Source organism: Streptomyces sp. NPDC058812 (assembly GCF_042744565.1).
Classification (GTDB): domain Bacteria; phylum Actinomycetota; class Actinomycetes; order Streptomycetales; family Streptomycetaceae; genus Streptomyces; species Streptomyces thinghirensis.
In genome coordinates this window covers 671,525-688,739 of the sequence record NZ_JBHYOB010000001.1, presented here as the reverse complement: position 1 = coordinate 688,739, position 17,215 = coordinate 671,525, and the positions used below count along the sequence as shown (strand labels likewise).

Here is a 17,215-nt window from a genome sequence, read left to right as displayed (position 1 = left end):
CGGGGCTGTGACATTTGCGGCTCCGCCGCGGGAGCGCGACCAGTCACAGCGCTCCCGCACCCCTAGTCACAACCTGCGGGAGCGCTAGGGAACGTGCACCCACTCCGCCTTACTCGGCGTCCCTTCCCCATCCGTCACGAACATCATGTACCACCCGGACTGAACGAGGTTCTTGTTCTCAGGGACCGTCACCGTCAACTGATCCCCGTCCGCCTTGAAGTCCAACGCGATCGACCGCTGATCCACGTCGGTGACATGCGTCGACGCGCTCGGCCGGATCAGCCGCACCTTCTTGACCGACTCCGCCGCCCGGGACGTGAACGTCCCCGACTCACCACGCTCGATGGTCTGCGGCCCCCCGGAAAGATCCGGCCGCGAGTCCCGGTACAGGTACGGCGGCGTGTAGATCTCGATGCGCTGCTCGAACTTGCCCGGCTTGGTGTTGGCCTTGTCGGCGTAGAGCGAGTCCGACCCGAAGAACATCATGCGTCCGTCGGGCAGCAGGATCGAACCGGAGTGGTAGTTCCTGCCGACCAGCGGATCGGCGACCCGCTCGAACTCGTTGCTGTCCGGGTGGTACAGCCGGGCCTCGAGGATGTTGGAGTCGCTGCGGCCCCGGTAGTCCTCCGAGCCGCCGGAGACCAGCACGCTGTCGTCCGGCAGGATCGAGGCCTGCGGATAGCGCGTGCCCTTGTCCAGTGACGGCCCGTCCACGAACTTCGGGTCGTCGGCCTTCAGGTCGACGATCCGGGTCTTCTCGCTGGACAGCTTGGACTCCCCGACCCCGCCGCCGCCGATCACCATGTACTTCTCGTCCTGCGCCGGCGGCAGCAGCACCGAGTTGGCGGTCTCCAGCATGTTGGCGTCGCTCATGCCGGGGACCTTGGTGAACTTGTTGGTCTCCACGTCCCAGATGCCCGGGTCGCGGCCCACGTCGTCGGGGCCGTAGCCGGCGTTCGCGCCCGAGTAGAAGACCTTGCCGTTCTGCATCAGGAACAGCGCCGGGTACGTCGGGAACTGGCGGACCTTGTCGAGGTAGGTCCACTTCTTGGTCTTCGGGTCGTAGACCTCGTTCTTGCCCGGGACCAGCTGGCCGATGTCGTCGAGGCCGGAGACGCTGAGGATCTTGCCGTCGCTCAGGGTGGTGAGCGTCGGGTACCAGCGGGCCTCGTGCATCGGGTCGACCTTGATGTACTTCTCGGCGACCGGGTCGAACTCGAAGGCGTCCCGGATGCCCTGGAAGTCCTTCTTGTCGAGGGCGAGCTTCTGCGCGATGCCGTACGTGTTGCGCGCGTCGGCGCCCGACAGGCCATGGACCCGGTAGTTGTCCTGAGTGCCCGTCTGGTACTTCCGGCCGCTCTTCTCGGCCTCGACGTAGATCCGGCCGATGCCCGGGTCGTTGCGCAGGAACTCGCCGGTCGCCTTGTCGAAGACCTTCTCGGCGCGGGGCACCAGCACCGGGTCCTTGGAGACGAAGGTCTTCTCGTTCTCCTTGCCGGTGAACTTGGTGCCCGCCGGCAGGGTGATCGGCTTGTCCGGGTTCTCGTTGTGGACGATCATCAGGCCGCCGGCCTTGGTGACGTCGCCCTTGAGCTTCTCGTACCGCTTGGTGCCGCCGGCGATCAGCAGGTTGCCGTTGGCGAGCTGGGTGTGGCCGGTGCAGAACAGGTCGGTGGGCGTCGGCACCTTCTTGATGGTCCCCTTGACCGGGTCCCAGATCCGGGTGTCGAACTGCTTCGCGTCGAAGTTGTCCTGGTTGTTGCCCGACCCCGCGACGAGCAGCACCTTGCCGGTGCGCAGCAGCGCCGCGTGGATGGTGTTCTGCCGGTACTTCTCGGGAAACTCGATGATCTCCCACTTGCCGTTGGCGGCCTTGTACTCCGGCTTGTTGATCTTGTACTGGTGGTATTTCTCGGTTCCGAAGCGGTAGAGCCACGGCCCGTTCATCCCGGCCAGCGCGACTACCACCGCCGTACCTATCGCGAAGCGACGGGCGCGGCGGCGGCCGGCACGGTCCTTCATTCCTTACGTCCCCCAAGTCCACCAAGGGCGATCTGCATGGTCTGGTCGTTGCCTCCGTCGGAGGCTGCCCAGCTGGGCTTCTGCTGCGGCGCGTGCGGCGCGTGCGGCGCGTGCTGCATGTGTGGCGCGTACGCCTGCGCGGGTGCCGCGTCCGCGGGCTGCTGCTGCGACGAGACCCGTGCCTCGGGCTCCGCCGCTGCGGCCGGCGGTTGCTTCTTCGCCTTCCGCAGTTCGTGGCGCCAGGCGAACATCGGCGACGCGGTGATCAGCAGAGCGAACGTCGCCCAGATGATCATCGCGGGGTGCGAGTGACCGTAGACGAAGCCGGCGGCGATCGAGCCGCCGAAGATCAGGATGAAGTACCAGTGGTACCGGAAGGTCCCGAAGAGGGTGTCCGGGCTGGCCGAGTCGCCCTTGGGCGTCACCACGAACTTGCTCTTGCGGCGCAGCACGGAGTCGATGAGCGCCTTCGCGTAGAGCGGCGCCGACAGCGCGGACATGACCATGCCGGCCACACCGCCGGAGCCCTCCGGCTCGTGCGGCGAGACGTTGTGGCGGCGGTTCCAGACGTACAGGCCGATCTGGAGGGCGGAGGCGTTGCCGTAGAGCATCAGCCAGACCGCCGGGTCGATGTTCACACCCGAGGCGCCCAGGCCCAGGAACAGGCAGCAGCTCAGCGCCGCCAGGATCCAGTTCAGGGCGGACATCGGGTAGAAGATGATCATCATCGTGTAGTTGAAGAGCTTGCTCGGCGGGAGCGAGTACCAGCCCTTCCAGTACTGCTTGAGGATCGTCTCGTACGTCCCTCGCGACCAGCGCATCTGCTGGGTGAAGAAGTCCGTCCAGGCGTTCGGGCCCTCGCCGACCGCGAGTACGTCCGGGGTGTAGACCGAGCGCCACTTGCGGCCCGTGGCCGGGTTCTTGTGGCGGTGGATCTCGAAGCCCGTCGCCATGTCCTCGGTGATCGAGTCGTACAGACCACCGATCTGCTTCAGGGCGCTGATCCGCACCGCGTTGGAGGTGCCCACGAACATCGGCGAGCCGTACCGGTTGCCGGCGCGCTGGATCAGCGCGTGGAAGAGGAACTGCTGCGACTCGGCGGCCTTGGTGATCGGGTTGTCGTAGTTGCCGTAGACCTGCGGGCCGATGACGAAGCCGACGTCCGGGTCGCGGAAGAAGCCGAGCATCCGCTCCAGGTAGTTGGGCAGCGGCACGTGGTCGGTGTCGACCGAGGCGAAGAAGTCGTAGTCGTCGCCGTGCGCGTCGAGCCAGGCGTTGTAGTTGCCGTGCTTGGTCTTGGCGCGGTGCGGGCCCTTGGGCATGTTCCACTTCGCGACGCCCTTGCGGGAGAAGTGGTGCACGCCGAGACGCTCGCAGACCGCCTTCACCTCGGGGTCGTCGCCCTCGTCGAGGAGCCAGACGTGCATCAGACCGCGGTGGCGGATCTTCACGGCCGCCTCCAGGGTCTTCGTCACCATCTCCAGCGGCTCCTTGCCGGGCACGAAGGAGGTGAGGAAGGCGACCCGGGTGCCGGTCTCGGGCACCACCGGGATCGGGTCGCGGGCGACCAGGGTGGCGTGCGCGTTCGACAGCACGTTCAGGCAGCGGAACAGCTCGATCAGGCCGATCGAGACGAGCATCACGATGTCGAGCGCGGGCAGCCAGTCGAAGGCCACGTAGTCGCGCTCGGTCCAGTGCGTGGGCTGCAGCAGCCAGACCAGCAGCACCACCGACAGCAGCGGGGCGGCGGCCAGCATCAGGGCGACCCGGATGCGGTGCGGCTCCTGGGATATCAGCGAGCGGTACTGCACCTTGTACGGCTTGTGCGGGTCGGGCTGGGTGAGGGGGCCCGCGAGCCGGCTGTAGTGCTCGTAGTCGTACCTCGGCAGGGTCTTCTGTATCCGGCGGAGCGAGCCGGTGTTCCAGGTCCGATGCGCGGGCACCCTGAGCTGGGTGGTCTGGGACGGGTCGTGGTCCTGCCCGGCGCCCGTCGGCGTCGACGTCATGAGTCATCCCCCCACACGCGGGTCACGCGTGTTTCGTCGCTTCCATCGTCCGCTCCGGTCCCCCTCGACCTTCACGCACGTAACAGTGGTGGGTTGCTGTCACCACGGCATCCACACCTTATATAGACATGGAATGGCGACCCCCGGTTGCATGATGCCCCCCTCGGCATCCGGCCCCCCAACCGGACCAGGGTTCTACGGCGTTCGTCATGATCGCAAGATGTCCAAGGTCCGGGTACGCCGAAGGCCCCCCGTGTGCTACGGAGGGCCTTCGACCGTCTGTGCGCCGCCAGGGACTCGAACCCCGGACCCGCTGATTAAGAGTCAGCTGCTCTAACCAACTGAGCTAGCGGCGCCTGCTGACCTGCGCAACTCTACCGGATGCCGGACGCTGCTCCGGACCGTGCCCCGGGGGGGGGCACCGGGAGCCCCGGGGGTCGTGCCCGCCGCCGTGTACATCATTCGGACCGTCAGCATGCGCGCGAAGAAGACAGTTGAGAAACTGACCGACATGTACCGAAGTGCACCGCTGCGGACATTTTCACCGGGAGTGTGAGGGGAATCGCATGGAGGCTCCCGTATTCGAGGAAATCGACCCCGCGAGCGACTGCGACTGCCCCGGTTGCCGTCACTGGCGCCGCGTCCTGCCGCATTCCCCGGCCGGCCGCGCCCCCGCCCACCCGGCGGCCCACCGCGCGCTGATCGTGGCCGTCGCCACCGCCGCCGCCACCACCGGGACCCTGGGCGCGGGGCAGGCGGCAGCGGCGCCGACCACCGCTCACGCGTCCCACCAGCCGGGCGTTCCCGCAGGTGACGAGCCCGACACCCCGCAGGGTCCCAGGGCCCCGCTGCACGGTCCGACCGGGACGCCGGCGGCGCCCCCCGCCGGTGCGGAACTGGCCGCGATCACCCGTACGGAGATCATCAACCGGGCCAAGACCTGGGTCACCGCCAAGGTGCCCTACAGCATGACCGCCTACTGGTCGGACGGTTACCGGCAGGACTGCTCGGGTTATGTGTCGATGGCCTGGAAGCTCCCCACGAACGAATGGACGGGCAGCCTCGGCACGTTCGCCGACCGTATTACCAAGGAGGAGCTCCAGCCCGGCGACATCCTGCTGTTCCACAATGCGTCCGACCCCCAGAAAGGCTCCCATGTGGTGATTTTCGGCGGCTGGACGGACCACACCCGCACCGCCTACACGGCCTACGAACAGACCCCGCCGCACACCCGCAAGCTCGCCACGCCCTACGCCTACTGGAGCGACTCCGCCAAGTACCTGCCCTATCGCTACAAGGGAGTCACCACGACCACGGCCGGCGGGGCGCCGGCCGCCACGGCCTACCCGGGGGCGGCCTCCTTCGGCCCCGGCGCCGACAACGAGAACGTCACCGAGCTGGGCCGGATGCTCGTCGCCCGCGGCGCCGGACGCTTCTACGCCACGGGGCCCGGCCCCCGCTGGTCGGACGCGGACCGCAGGGCCACCGAGGCGTTCCAGCTGGCCCAGGGCTGGCGGGGCGACGACGCCGACGGGCTGCCCGGTCCGGGCACCTGGCGGCTGCTGAAGACCGGCAAGGGAAAGAACATCGCGGCCCCGGCGGCCGGCCCCGCCGCGGCCCCCGCCTCGCACGGGGTGGCCGGATACCCCGGCCGGGCGATGTTCGGGCCGGGCGCGGACAACCCGTACGTCACCAGGCTCGGCAGGCAGCTGGTGAGGAAGGGGTTCGGCAAGTACTACACGACCGGGCCGGGTCCGCGCTGGGGCGAGGCGGACCGGCGGGGCGTCGAGGCCTTCCAGCGCGCCCAGGGCTGGCGCGGTGGCGCGGCGGACGGCCACCCGGGCCCGGAGACCTGGCGGCGGCTCTTCTCCTGACCGTCCGCCCAGCGGTGACCACCCGTTCATGACGCATCTGGCGCGGAGGCTGGAGCACGCATGAGTACGACCTCTTCCACGAATCCGGACACCAAGCCGCCGGCCCCGCCCGGACCCGAAGCGCCCGAAGGGGCGGCGGAGGCGGGCCACCGGCCCGCCCGGCTCATCCACAACGAGGCCACCACCGAGATCCCCGTCCACCTGCTGTTCCGCGACGACCCCCATCCGGCGCCGGTGGCGCTGCGGTCCGCGGTCGTCGGCCGTCGGCAGGGCACGGGGGAGCAGCCCCGGGCGCGGCGCCCCGTCGCCGCGCGCCCGCGTCCGGCGCCGAGCGTCGACCCGGAGCTGACGGAGCGTCCGGCCCGGGTGCTGCCCGGCGCCGCGGGCGTGGCCGCCGGTGCCTGCGGTGCGGCGGGCTGCGCGGCCACCTCCTGGTGGGCCGGGCTCGTACCGCCGCTCGCGGCCGAGGCGCTCGGGCTGCCGGCGTACGCGGGGGCCGGGCTCGGTCCGGCGCAGTGGGCGGCGTACGCGGCCGCGGGGGCGCTGGGGCTGTTCGGGTTCGGCGGGCTGGCCCGGGGCCGGACCGGGCGGGCCTGGGTGCTCGGCCTGTTCGGCCGCTACCGGGGGACCGTCCGGCGCACCGGCCTGATGTGGGTCAACCCGCTGCTGCTGCGCCGCCGGGTCGACGTCCGGCTGCGGCACTGGCGCAGCGAGCCGATGCCCGCGGCCGACGGCAACGGGGTCGTGCTCAGGGCGGTGACGCTGGTGGTGTGGCGGGTGCGGGACACCGCCAAGGCCACGCTGGGCGTCGAGGACCACGAGACGTACCTGCGCGAGTGCGTGGAGGCGGCGCTGGCCCGGGTCCCGGTGGAGCCCCTCGGCACGGTCCGCAGCTCCGCGGACGTGGCCGGCGAGACGCTGACCCGGCTGGTGGCGGCGGACGCGGCGCCGGTCGGCCTGGAGGTGTTCTCGGTGCGACCGGTCCGGGTGGAGTACGCCCCCGAGGTCGCCGCCGCGATGCACCGGCGCCGGATCGCCGCGCTGGACGCGGCGCAGCGGGCCAGCGTGCTCACCTCGGTGGTGGACTCGGTGGAGGACACGGTGACCCGGCTGACCATGCGCGGGCTGGTCGAACTCGACGACTACGAGCGCAAGGTGCTGGTGAAGGACCTGACGGTGGCGTTCTGCGCGGGGCGGGGGGACACGGGCTCCTGACCCGTTCCCCGGGTTCCTCGATTGGTATGGACATGTTCAACTAACGGCAATAACCTGAGACTTGGTCTAGACCTGCACGGCTCACTGAACCTCCCCCACGTCACAGGAGCAGCAGTATGCGTACAAGGACCAAGTTGTATGCCGCCGCGGTGGGCATGGCGACCACCGGAGCCCTCGTGCTCTCGTCCGGCGGCGCCAGCGGCCACGGCTACACCGACCTGCCGGTCAGCCGGCAGAAGGTGTGCCAGAACGGCACCGTCAGCGGCTGCGGCGCCATCCAGTGGGAGCCGCAGAGCGTCGAGGGTCCCAAGGGCTTCCCGGCGGGCGGACCGGCCGACGGGCGGATATGTTCCGCGAACAACACGCCGTTCGCCCCGCTCGACAGCCCGAAGGCCCCGGGCGGCCAGGCGTGGCCGACCACCAAGGTGAACGGCGGGCAGAGCTACAACTTCCGCTGGCAGTTCACCGCCCGGCACGCCACGACCGACTTCCGGTACTACGTCACCAAGCAGGGCTGGAACCAGAACCACAACCTGGCCCGGTCCGACCTCAACCTCACGCCGTTCTTCACGGTGCCCTACGGCGGCAAGCAGCCGCCGGCCACGCTCTCCCACAGCGGCACGCTGCCGTCCGGGCTGAGCGGACGCCACGTGATCGTCGCGGTGTGGACGGTCGCCGACACGGCCAACGCGTTCTACGCGTGCTCGGACGTGACCTTCTGAACGAGCGGAGGGCCCCCTCGCCTGAGCGAGGGGGCCCTCTTGCTGTGCGCCGCCAGGGACTCGAACCCCGGACCCGCTGATTAAGAGTCAGCTGCTCTAACCAACTGAGCTAGCGGCGCATGACTCCCGCCGTCCGCTTTCCGCGGTCGGCGACGACGAAAATACTACCTGGTCTCCAGGGGTGCTTCGGACCACTCATCCGCCGGCCATGCAGCCGGCCATGCAGTCGGCCGTTCGGCCGGGCGTCTCCGCGGCTAGATCGCCAGCGAGAGCAGTACCCCCGCGGCGTTCCGATTCAGCTCGTCGGCGGCCCGGCGGAGCCGGTGAGCGTGCTCGACGGGGAGGGACAGGGCGAGGCAGCCCACGGCGGAACCGGCCGTGATCGGGACGGCCGCGCAGACCGTGCCCACCGCGTACTCCTGGAGGTCGAGGACCGGGACGGTGGGCGGCTGGGACTCCAGCCGGGACAGCAGCAGCCTGTCGCTGGTGATGGTGCGCGAGGTCAGGCGGGCCATCTTGTGCCGGGCGAGGTGGTCGCGGCGGCCCGCGTGGTCCAGCTGGGTGAGCAGGCTCTTGCCGACCGCGGTGGCGTGCGCCGAGACGCGGAAGTCGACCCACTCGTTCACCTTGGGCGTGGTCGGGCTGTCGGCGTACTGGGTGACGCTGACCTCGCCGTCGACGTACCGGCTGATGTAGACGGCGGCGCCCACCGAGTCGCGCAGCCGGTCCAGGGTGTGCTGGAGCTTGTCGCGCACGGCCTCCTCGCGGCCGTGCGCCGAACCGAGGCGGGCCAGGGCCTCGCCGGTGACATACGTGCCGTCGGTGGTCTGCTCGACGTAGCCCTCGCGGCGCAGCATGCGCAGCAGCGTGGTCAGCCGCTCCCGGTCGAGGCCGGTCTGCCGGGCGAGTTCGGTGTCCGTGACTCCGGTGCTGTGCCGCGTCACCGTCTCCAGGGCGCGCAGGGCGTCCTGGGCGGAGTGGTGCGGCGCGGTCGGCTTGTGCTGCAGCGCCACGGTGGTCTCCCCCTGTGCTCGCTGGTAGGCCCCTGCCCCTGTCCCTGCCTGTGCCCCCGAACCGGACAGCGGATCCCCTTCACGATAACCGCCAAGCGGCCCGGTGTGAGGGGGTGTTGGCGAGATTTCAGCGCCCTCAACTGCGGCGCTGGCCCGCCGGCATATGCCAGCGGCGTGCCCCAACGCCCCGACCTCGGGCGTTGGGGCGGCGACGCCGCGTACTCACAGCACTGCGCTGAGAAACTCCCGGGTCCGGTCGTGCTCCGGCTCGCTGAAGATCTTCTCCGGCGGACCGGTCTCGATGACCCGGCCCGAGTCGAACATCAGGACCTGGTCCGAGATGTCCCGGGCGAAGTTCATCTCGTGGGTCACGCAGAGCATGGTGATGTCCGTGGTGCGGGCGATGTCCCGCAGCAGGTCGAGGACGCCCGCGACCAGCTCCGGGTCGAGCGCCGAGGTCACCTCGTCGAGGAGGAGCACCTTCGGCCGCATCGCCAGCGCCCGGGCGATCGCCACGCGCTGCTGCTGGCCGCCGGAGAGCTGGGCCGGGCGGGCGTCGCACTTGTCGGCCAGGCCCACCATGTCGAGCAGGCCCTTGGCGCGCTCCACCGCCTCGTCCTTGGACATGCCGAGGACCGTGACCGGCGCCTCGGTGATGTTGCGCAGGACGCTCATGTTCGGGAACAGGTTGAACTGCTGGAACACCATCCCGATCTGCTTGCGGACCTCCCGCCGCTCCTTCTCGGTCGCCGGGAACAGCTTCTGGCCGTCCACGGTGATCGTGCCCTCGTCGGGCTTGAGCAGCGTCATCAGCAGCCGCAGGATCGTCGTCTTGCCCGACCCGGACGGGCCGATCAGGGTGACGTGCTTGCCGGCGTCGACGGAGAAGTCGAGGTGGTCGAGGACGGTGTTCTCACCGAACCGCTTGGTGACCTGCTCCAGGCGTATCAGCTCGCCGGAGCTGCGCTCGGGGCTCTTCTCGGGATTGGGGAGAGTGTCAGTGGGCAAGGCGTCGCTCCAGGGCTCGCAGGGCAAGGGAGGCCAGGTAGGAGATGACGATGAAGGCCACGCCGATCACCGTCAGGGGCTCGGTGAACTGGAAGTTCTGCTGCGAGAACAGCCGTGCCTCGCCGAGCATCTCCAGCACCGTGATCGCCATCAGCAGCGGCGTGTCCTTCAGCATGGAGATCACGTAGTTGCCGAGGGCGGGCACCACCCGGCGGATCGCCTGCGGCAGGATCACGGCCGTCCAGGTCCGGCCCACCGGCAGGTTCAGCGCCGTCGCGGCCTCCCACTGGCCGACCGGCACCGCCTCGATGCCGGCCCGGTAGACCTGCATCGTGTACGTCGAGTAGTGCAGACCGATGGCGATCACACCGGTGGTGAGCGCCGAGGCGGTCACACCCCACTCGGGCAGCACGTAGAAGAGGAAGAACAGCTGCACCAGCAGCGGGGTGTTCCGGACGAACTCGGTGACCACGCCGACGGGCCAGGTCACCCAGCGGGACGGCACCCGCATCAGCAGCGCCCAGACCAGTCCGAGAACGAACGAGACCAGCGACCCCAGGACCAGGATCTGCAGGGTGACCAGCAGTCCGTCCCAGAAGTGCGGCATGAAGTCGGAGACCGCGCTCCAGTCCCAGTTCATCAGGCGGCACCCCCAACGTTGGTCGCCTCAGGGCGCTTCAGCTCCACCTCGGGCTTGCGCGTGGGCGTCTTCCCGACGCCCGCCTTCAGCTTCTTCTCCAGACCGCGCATCACCCGCGTGAGCAGGAACGCGATCACGAAGTAGATCAGCAGGATGTACGTGTAGATCTCCGCGCTCTCCTGCAGCGCCAGGCGCACCAGGTTGCCGCTGAACGCCAGATCGCCCATGCCCATGATGGACACCAGCGCGGTGCCCTTGAGCAGCTCGATCAGCAGGTTGGAGAAGGGCGGGATCATCTCCGGCACCGCCTGCGGCAGCATGATCAGCCGCATCCGCTGCCAGGGCGTGAAGCTGAGGGCGATGCCGCCCTCCTTCTGCGCCGGGTCGACCGCGCCGAGCGCGCCGCGCACGATCTCGGAGCCGTACGCTCCGTAGGTCAGGCCCAGCGCCAGCGTGCCCGCCCACATCGGCACCAGCTGCCAGCCGAAGGCCGGCGGCAGCACGAAGAACACCCAGAAGATCATCACCAGCGCCGAGGTCCCGCGGAACACCTCGGTGTAGAGGCCCGCCAGGAAGCGGACGACCCACAGCCGGTGGGTGCGCGCGACGCCGATCACGAAGGAGACGGCCGCCGCCAGCAGCGAGCTGAAGAAGAGCAGCTGGATGGTGACCCAGACACCCTGGAGTACGAGTTCCCACAGTCCCGAGGTCATCCGCCGCAGAGCTCCTTCGCGGTCAGATCGGTCATCTCGTTCTCGGTGAAACCGAAGGGCTTGAGGATCCGCAGCAGTTCGCCGCTCTTCTTGAGCTTGTGCAGCTCGACGTTGAAGGCGTCCCGCAGGTTCGTCTCGTTGGGCCGGAAGGCGAAGCCGCCGCCGTCGACCTTCGGCTTGCCGTCGATGATCGGCGAGAAGGGCTCGGTCGCCTCGGCCTTGGTGGACTTCTTCACCACCTCGCGGACGGTCAGCGCCGTACCCGCGAAGACGTCCACGCGCCCGGACTCGACGGCGTTGAGTCCGGCCACCTGGTCGGGGACGATCAGGATGTCGTCCTCCTTGATGCCGTGCTCCACCGCGTAGGCGATCTCGGCGTAGCCGGTGCCGGTCGCGAACTTGGCCTTCTTCTTGAAGACGTCCTTGTAGTCGTGCAGCCCGAGCGGGTTGCCCTTGCGCACGATGTACGCGTCGAGCATCTGGTAGTCGGGGTCGGAGAAGATGACCTGCTGGCAGCGGTCGGGGTTGATGTACATACCGGCCGCCACGACGTCGAACTGCTGCGACGCCAGTCCCGGGATGAGGGAGCCGAACTCCGTCGGCACCGGCTGCACCCGGTCCACTCCGAGTCGCTTGAAGATGACCTTCGCCAGCTCCGGCGCCTCGCCGGTCAGCTCACCGTTCTTGTCGATGTACCCGAAGGGGATCTCGCCCGCGATGCCGAGCCGGGCCACGCCCTGTGCCTTCAGCCGGTCGAGAAGGTCGCCGCCTTCCACGCCGGACCCGGCGGCCACCCGCGAGCAGCCGGCGGCCCCCAGCGCGCCGAGCGCCGCGACCCCCGCGAGCAGCGACCGGCGAGTGGGCCCGGCTGTGCTGGACCTTTGGTCGGATATACCCCATGGAGGGGTTCTGTGTGGTGGAGCCATGGGCGCGCAGCTACCCGAAGCCGGGCAGGTTATGCCGATCTTTTTCAGTCCGATACCTCGGCCCCGCACCCTTGACCACGGGGCCGCCGGGCACTGCCATGGAGGGCATGGCTGATCGCTATATCGAAGTCTCGCTGGTCAAGCGCGGAATCACCTGCACGGCCCAACTGCTCGACGACCGGGCCCCGATCACCTGCGCGGCCGTCTGGGACGCGCTCCCTCTCGGCGGCGACGTATACCACGCCAAATACGCTCGCAACGAGATCTATGCCCTCTTCCCACCCTTCGCGGCATCCGAACCACCGCTGGAGAACCCGACCGTGACGCCCATTCCGGGCGACCTGTGCTATTTCGCCTTCGCGGGTGCCGAGTTGGGCACCAAGGCGTACGGCTACGACCGCGAGGTCCGCGCGGGCACCACCCTCGTCGACCTCGCCCTCTTCTACGAGCGCAACAACCTGCTGCTCAACGGCGACGTCGGCTGGGTCCCCGGCACCGTCTGGGGCCAGGTCGTCGAGGGCCTGGCCGAGATGGCCGAGGCCTGCAACGACCTGTGGCGCGCGGGAGCGGAGGGAGAGACGCTCAGCTTCCGCCGGGCATAGGGCGGCGCACCCCGACTGCCCGCCGCCGCGCCGCCGCCGCCGCTGCGGGCAGTCGTATGCCGCCTCAGCTGCGGGCAGTCGTGCCTCCCCCAGTGCCTGAACGGCCTGGGAGGTACCCCCAGGGGCGGCACGGGTGGGCGCAGCGGCACCCCGCTGGCGCCGGGCAGCGCGACCCACCCGGCGCCCCCACGCACGCTGGCCACTACTCGACCGACGTGCCCGTCCCCGTCCCCGTCCCGTACAGCGCGTGCGCCGCCCGCAGCACCAGATCGTCCCGGTGGCGGGCCGCGACGAGCTGGAGCCCGATGGGCAGCCCGTCCCCGTCGGTGCCGACCGGCACGCTCGCCGCCGGCTGCTGGGTCAGGTTGAACGGGTAGGTGAACGGCGTCCACCCCGTCCACCGCCGGTGCCCCGAGCCCTTCGGCACCTCGGCGCCCGCCTCGAACGCAGTGATCGGCAGCGTCGGCGTGACGAGCAGGTCGTACGCCTCGTGGAACCGGCCCATCCGCCGGCCCAGCTCCATCCGCACGTCCACCGCGGCCAGGTACTCCAGCGCCGAGTACCGCGCCCCGGCCCCCACGATCTCCCGCAGTCCGGGGTCGAGCAGTTCCCGCTGCTCTGCCCGGAGGTGCTGCACCACGCGCGCGGCCCCGCTGAACCACAGCGTGTGGAAGGCGTCCACCGGTTCGGCGAAGTCCGGGTCGGCCTCCGTGACGTACGCGCCCAGCTCCGCCAGCCGCTCCACCGCCCGCCGGACCGCCCTCGCCACGGCCGGGCGTACCGCCACCTGCCCGCCCAGCGAGGGCGAGTACGCCACCCGCAGCCCCCGCACCCCGCCGGACAGCGCCTCGGTGTACGACCCGGGCGCCGGGCCCAGCGCCGACCAGTCCCGGGCGTCCGGTGTGCCGATGACGTCCAGCATCAGCGCCGCGTCCGCCGCGTCCCGGGTCATCGGGCCGACGTGCGCGAGGGTGCCGAACGCGCTCGCCGGGTAGAGCGGGACCCTGCCGTACGTCGGTTTCAGGCCGAAGATGCCGCAGAAGGACGCCGGGATGCGCACGCTGCCGCCGCCGTCCGTGCCCAGCGCCAGCGGCCCCGCCCCGCGCGCGACGGCCGCCGCCGCGCCCCCGCTGGAGCCGCCCGCGGTGCGGGCCGGATCGTGCGGGTTGCGGGTGACGCCGGACAGCGGCGAGTCGGTCACGCCCTTCCAGCCGTACTCGGGCGTCGTCGTCTTGCCGAGGAACACGGCGCCGTGCTCGCGCAGCCGGGCCACGGACGGCGCGTCCTCGTCCCAGGGCCCGTCCGGCGAGACGGCGCGGGAGCCGCGCAGCGTCGGGTGACCGCGCGTCAGCAGGATGTCCTTCACCGTGACCGGCACCCCGTCCAGCCGACCGCCCGGCTCCCCGCGCCGCCACCGGTCCTCGGACCGCCGTGCCCGGTCGAGCGCCTCCTCGCCGGTCAGCCGGACGAACGCGTTCAGCTCCGGCTGGATCCGCTCGGCCCGATCCAGGGCGGCCCGGGTCACCTCCACAGGGCTGAAGTCGCCCTTGCGGTAACCGTCGACGAGCTGTACAGCGGTCAGCTCGGTGAGGTCGGTCATGCAGCACCCTCCCGCGTATGTGGGACGTCAGTGTCCGGGCACGTATCCGCGCTTCTTGTCGACCACGTTGGCCAGCGGCTCGCCGGCCGCCCAGCTCTCGAACAACTCCACGAACTGAGCCCCCAGTTCGTCCCGCCAGCCGATCGTGTCCCCGCTCATGTGCGGCGAGACGATCAGATCCGGGACCCGCCACAGCGCACTGTCCGGCGCCAGCGGCTCGTGGCTGAACACATCCAGGGCGGCCCCGGCGATCCAACGCCTGGTCAGCGCCTCGGCGAGATCGTCCTCGACGACCAGCTGACCCCGCCCCACGTTCACGAACCGCGCGGAGGGCTGCATCACCCCGAACCGCCGGGCGTCGAACATGCCGCGCGTGTCGTCGGTGAGCGGCGCCGCCGCCACCACCCAGTCGGCGCGGGCCAGCAGCCGGTCCAGCTCGCCGGGCCCGTGGACACCGGTGCGGGCGGTCCGGCCGACCAGCGCGGTCGTGATGCCCAGCGCCTTGAGCGTCTGCGCGATCGCCCGCCCGATCGGCCCGGAGCCGACCACGCAGGCGCGTGTTCCGGCCACCCGGAGCGTCTCGCGGTGCCGCCAGGTCCGCTCACCCTGCAACCGCAGCGTGGTGGGCAGATCCTTGGCCATCGACAGGACGAGCGCGGCGACGTACTCGGCGATCGGCTGGTCGAAGACACCGCGCGCGTTGGTCACCAGCGTGTCCGAGGCGGCCAGCTCCGGGCACATCAGATGGTCCACGCCGGCGCTCGCCGTGTGCACCCAGCGCGGCCGGGGGCCGTCACCGGGCCACGCCTTCCGTACGGCGTGCGAGGCGAAGTCCCACACGAGCAGGACGTCGGCGTGCGGCAGCCGCTCGGCGAGACTCTTCTCGTCGGCGTGCTCGATCCGGGCCCGGCCGGTCAGCCGGCCCAGGCGGGGGAGCGGCTCGGCGTCCAGGACGAGGAGCGTGGGCGTGGACGTGGACGAGGTCATCGGCAGGTCTGTCTCCGGTCGGTGAAAACGGGGCGGTTCAGGAGTTGACGGGGAAGTTAACCGGCTGTTGACCTGGGAGTGACGCGGGCGGATTGACCACGCTCGCACCGGAACCTACCTTCGTCAACACGGCCGTGCGTAACGGTGCGTTGCCCTCCCCTTTCTCAGTGTGAGGCCGGTGCGTGCCATGGACATCTCCTTTCTCGGCGGACCAGCTCCGCAACGCGGGGTCGGCGTGGTCGCCCCCTTCGACTTCGCGCTCGATCGCGAGCTGTGGCGTTGGGTGCCCGACGACGTGTCGCTGCACATGACGCGAACCCCTTTCGTACCCGTCGAGGTCAGTCTGGACCTCGCCCGGATGGTCAGCGAACACGAGACGCTCGGTGAGGCCGTGCGCACCCTCAACGCCATCGCGCCCGAGGTCATCGCCTACGCCTGCACCTCGGGCAGCTTCGTCGGCGGCATCGCCGGGGAACGCGCGATGTGCGAGGCGATGACCTGGGCGGGCGCCGTCCCGTCCGTGACCACCTCCGGCGCGCTGCTGGACGCGCTGGCCGAACTGGGAGTACGCCGGGTCGCGCTGGTGACGCCGTACACCGTGTCCGTGACCCGGGCGCTGGAGGCGTACGTCGCCGAAGCCGGCGTGACCGTCACCGGCTGCGCCTTCATGGGCCTGACCCGGCACATCTGGAAGGTCCCGTATCGCGACGTGGCCGACATGGCACGCCAGGCGGTACCGAGTCCGGGGTCGGCGGACGCCCTGTTCATCTCCTGCACCAACCTCCCCACCTACGACGTTATCCCGCAGCTGGAGGCCGAGCTGCGGATCCCGGTGATCTCGGCCAACCAAGTGACGATGTGGGCGGCACTGCGCCGATTGGGTACCCCTGCGGTGGGGCCGTATCAGGCGCTGACCGATCCGTCCGCGCGCGTCGGTCCCGTGGTGCCGGGGCCGGTGGGTCCCGCGGTGGCGGGTCCGGTCGGCCCCGCGGTCGCGGACATGCCGGGCGTCGGTGACGCTCCGGACACGGAACAGCAGCAGGAAGGGTGGACATGACAGCACTGGGATTCCTGTACCCGGGCCACTCCGGCGAGGACGACTATCCACGCATCGAGCAGCTCCTGGGCAGCGACATCCGGGTGGACCTGGTGCACACGGACATCGGCGAGGACGCCCACCGGGTCGACGCGCTGCTCGAGATGGGCTCGCCGCAGCGGCTCGCGGCGGGTGTGGAGGAGCTGCGGCTCGCCGGCGCCGACGCCGTGGTGTGGGCCTGCACCAGCGGAAGCTTCGTGCACGGCTGGGAGGGCGCCCAGGAGCAGGTGCGCGCCCTGGCCCAGGCGGCGGGCCTCCCGGCCTCCTCCACATCCTTCGCCTTCGTGCACGCGGCGAAGGAGGTCGGGGCGCGGCGGGTCGCGATCGGGGCGACCTACCCGGACGACGTGGCGCAGCTCTTCGCGGAGTTCCTGCGCGCCGCCGGCATCGAGGCGGTCGGCGTCGTCAGCTCCGGCGTCATCACGGCCGCGGAGGTCGGCACCTGGACCGAGTCGGAGGTGCTGGCCCTGGCCCGCGCCGCCGACCACCCGGACGCGGAGGCGGTCCTCCTCCCGGACACCGCCCTGCACACGGCCGCCCACATCCCGGCCCTGGAGAAGGAGCTGGGCAAGCCGGTCCTCACCGCGAACCAGGTCACCATCTGGGAGGGCCTGCGCCTGGCGGACCGCCGGGTCAACGCACCGGAACTGGGCGCGCTGTTCACCCGGGAGCCGGTGGTGCAGGCCTGACACCGGGACGGGGCGGAGGCCCGGGCCGGCCGGGTCGCCGGCCGACGTCCCGACGGCCTGACAAGGGGGACTGAGCGGAGCAACCGGACGAACGCCCGGTGG

General features: G+C 70.5%; 15 protein-coding genes and 2 tRNA genes. 6 read left to right on the top strand and 11 right to left on the bottom strand.

The window, feature by feature from the left end; genetic code table 11:
• Positions 1-84: 84 nt before the first annotated feature.
• The 3 genes from ACFW48_RS03160 to ACFW48_RS03150 form a co-directional block, all read right to left on the bottom strand.
• Entirely contained in the window at positions 85-2,022 is a 1,938-nt protein-coding gene (locus ACFW48_RS03160; protein ID WP_386309914.1) for a galactose oxidase-like domain-containing protein, read from the bottom strand.
• Complete coding sequence (locus ACFW48_RS03155; protein WP_386309912.1) at positions 2,019-4,028, bottom strand: glycosyltransferase family 2 protein; 2,010 nt, start codon at positions 4,026-4,028, stop codon at positions 2,019-2,021. Before ACFW48_RS03155 ends, ACFW48_RS03160 begins: the two co-directional genes overlap by 4 nt.
• Positions 4,029-4,310: 282 nt before the next feature.
• Positions 4,311-4,384 (bottom strand) — tRNA-Lys (locus ACFW48_RS03150).
• Between the two features lie 210 nt (positions 4,385-4,594).
• Here ACFW48_RS03150 and ACFW48_RS03145 point away from each other — a divergent pair.
• From ACFW48_RS03145 to ACFW48_RS03135, 3 genes are all read left to right on the top strand, one after another.
• Positions 4,595-5,902 (top strand): peptidoglycan-binding protein, encoded by a 1,308-nt coding sequence (locus ACFW48_RS03145; protein WP_386309910.1) that lies wholly within the window; start codon positions 4,595-4,597, stop codon positions 5,900-5,902.
• A gap of 60 nt (positions 5,903-5,962) precedes the next feature.
• Positions 5,963-7,117: an SPFH domain-containing protein gene (locus tag ACFW48_RS03140; RefSeq protein WP_386309909.1), complete on the top strand. Its 1,155-nt coding sequence runs from the start codon at positions 5,963-5,965 to the stop codon at positions 7,115-7,117.
• A gap of 116 nt (positions 7,118-7,233) precedes the next feature.
• Positions 7,234-7,839 (top strand): lytic polysaccharide monooxygenase, encoded by a 606-nt coding sequence (locus ACFW48_RS03135; RefSeq protein WP_386309907.1) that lies wholly within the window; start codon positions 7,234-7,236, stop codon positions 7,837-7,839.
• A 45-nt stretch (positions 7,840-7,884) separates the two neighbouring features.
• On the opposite strand, the gene ACFW48_RS03130 is transcribed toward ACFW48_RS03135, so the two are convergent.
• The 6 genes from ACFW48_RS03130 to ehuB form a co-directional block, all read right to left on the bottom strand.
• Positions 7,885-7,958, bottom strand: a tRNA-Lys gene (locus ACFW48_RS03130).
• A 135-nt stretch (positions 7,959-8,093) separates the two neighbouring features.
• Complete coding sequence (locus tag ACFW48_RS03125) at positions 8,094-8,852, bottom strand: IclR family transcriptional regulator (protein ID WP_386309904.1); 759 nt, start codon at positions 8,850-8,852, stop codon at positions 8,094-8,096.
• A 222-nt stretch (positions 8,853-9,074) separates the two neighbouring features.
• The gene (gene ehuA / locus ACFW48_RS03120) at positions 9,075-9,860 is read right to left on the bottom strand and encodes an ectoine/hydroxyectoine ABC transporter ATP-binding protein EhuA (protein WP_210960644.1); all 786 of its coding nucleotides are present in this window, start codon (positions 9,858-9,860) and stop codon (positions 9,075-9,077) included.
• Positions 9,850-10,500 (bottom strand): ectoine/hydroxyectoine ABC transporter permease subunit EhuD, encoded by a 651-nt coding sequence (ehuD, locus tag ACFW48_RS03115; RefSeq protein ID WP_386309903.1) that lies wholly within the window; start codon positions 10,498-10,500, stop codon positions 9,850-9,852. Before ehuD ends, ehuA begins: the two co-directional genes overlap by 11 nt.
• Positions 10,500-11,213, bottom strand: a complete 714-nt coding sequence (gene ehuC, locus ACFW48_RS03110) for an ectoine/hydroxyectoine ABC transporter permease subunit EhuC (protein WP_386309901.1) — start codon at positions 11,211-11,213, stop codon at positions 10,500-10,502. Before ehuC ends, ehuD begins: the two co-directional genes overlap by 1 nt.
• Positions 11,210-12,139 carry an ectoine/hydroxyectoine ABC transporter substrate-binding protein EhuB gene (ehuB, locus tag ACFW48_RS03105; RefSeq protein ID WP_386309900.1) on the bottom strand — a complete coding sequence of 310 codons (930 nt, stop codon included), beginning with the start codon at positions 12,137-12,139 and terminating at the stop codon, positions 11,210-11,212. Before ehuB ends, ehuC begins: the two co-directional genes overlap by 4 nt.
• A gap of 107 nt (positions 12,140-12,246) precedes the next feature.
• Between ehuB and ACFW48_RS03100 the strand changes: the two genes are divergently transcribed.
• A complete protein-coding gene (locus ACFW48_RS03100) occupies positions 12,247-12,741 on the top strand; it encodes a DUF3830 family protein (RefSeq protein WP_386309899.1) in 495 nt (164 codons plus the stop codon).
• 202 nt (positions 12,742-12,943) lie between these two features.
• Here the strand turns inward: ACFW48_RS03100 and ACFW48_RS03095 are convergent, their stop codons facing one another.
• Together ACFW48_RS03095 and ACFW48_RS03090 are read right to left on the bottom strand one after the other, a co-directional pair.
• Positions 12,944-14,341 carry an amidase gene (locus ACFW48_RS03095; RefSeq protein WP_386309898.1) on the bottom strand — a complete coding sequence of 466 codons (1,398 nt, stop codon included), beginning with the start codon at positions 14,339-14,341 and terminating at the stop codon, positions 12,944-12,946.
• A gap of 27 nt (positions 14,342-14,368) precedes the next feature.
• Positions 14,369-15,328 carry a D-2-hydroxyacid dehydrogenase gene (locus ACFW48_RS03090; RefSeq protein ID WP_386309896.1) on the bottom strand — a complete coding sequence of 320 codons (960 nt, stop codon included), beginning with the start codon at positions 15,326-15,328 and terminating at the stop codon, positions 14,369-14,371.
• A gap of 187 nt (positions 15,329-15,515) precedes the next feature.
• Here ACFW48_RS03090 and ACFW48_RS03085 point away from each other — a divergent pair, with 187 nt between their 5' ends.
• Positions 15,516-16,385 (top strand): decarboxylase, encoded by an 870-nt coding sequence (locus tag ACFW48_RS03085; RefSeq protein ID WP_386309895.1) that lies wholly within the window; start codon positions 15,516-15,518, stop codon positions 16,383-16,385.
• On the top strand, positions 16,382-17,113 hold the full coding sequence (locus ACFW48_RS03080) for an aspartate/glutamate racemase family protein (protein WP_386309894.1): 732 nt from the start codon (positions 16,382-16,384) through the stop codon (positions 17,111-17,113). The genes ACFW48_RS03085 and ACFW48_RS03080 overlap by 4 nt, the downstream gene beginning before the upstream one ends.
• Positions 17,114-17,215 lie beyond the last annotated feature (102 nt).

Excerpts from the sequence above, each read along its gene's own strand:
- ACFW48_RS03160 (WP_386309914.1), bottom strand. The coding sequence starts at position 2,022 with ATGAAGGACCGTGCCGGCCGCCGCCGCGCCCGTCGCTTCGCGATAGGT.
- ACFW48_RS03155 (WP_386309912.1), bottom strand. The coding sequence starts at position 4,028 with ATGACGTCGACGCCGACGGGCGCCGGGCAGGACCACGACCCGTCCCAG.
- ACFW48_RS03145 (WP_386309910.1), top strand. The coding sequence starts at position 4,595 with ATGGAGGCTCCCGTATTCGAGGAAATCGACCCCGCGAGCGACTGCGAC.
- ACFW48_RS03140 (WP_386309909.1), top strand. The coding sequence starts at position 5,963 with ATGAGTACGACCTCTTCCACGAATCCGGACACCAAGCCGCCGGCCCCG.
- ACFW48_RS03135 (WP_386309907.1), top strand. The coding sequence starts at position 7,234 with ATGCGTACAAGGACCAAGTTGTATGCCGCCGCGGTGGGCATGGCGACC.
- ehuD (WP_386309903.1), bottom strand. The coding sequence starts at position 10,500 with ATGAACTGGGACTGGAGCGCGGTCTCCGACTTCATGCCGCACTTCTGG.
- ehuC (WP_386309901.1), bottom strand. The coding sequence starts at position 11,213 with ATGACCTCGGGACTGTGGGAACTCGTACTCCAGGGTGTCTGGGTCACC.
- ehuB (WP_386309900.1), bottom strand. The coding sequence starts at position 12,139 with ATGGCTCCACCACACAGAACCCCTCCATGGGGTATATCCGACCAAAGG.
- ACFW48_RS03100 (WP_386309899.1), top strand. The coding sequence starts at position 12,247 with ATGGCTGATCGCTATATCGAAGTCTCGCTGGTCAAGCGCGGAATCACC.
- ACFW48_RS03095 (WP_386309898.1), bottom strand. The coding sequence starts at position 14,341 with ATGACCGACCTCACCGAGCTGACCGCTGTACAGCTCGTCGACGGTTAC.
- ACFW48_RS03090 (WP_386309896.1), bottom strand. The coding sequence starts at position 15,328 with ATGACCTCGTCCACGTCCACGCCCACGCTCCTCGTCCTGGACGCCGAG.
- ACFW48_RS03085 (WP_386309895.1), top strand. The coding sequence starts at position 15,516 with ATGGACATCTCCTTTCTCGGCGGACCAGCTCCGCAACGCGGGGTCGGC.
- ACFW48_RS03080 (WP_386309894.1), top strand. The coding sequence starts at position 16,382 with ATGACAGCACTGGGATTCCTGTACCCGGGCCACTCCGGCGAGGACGAC.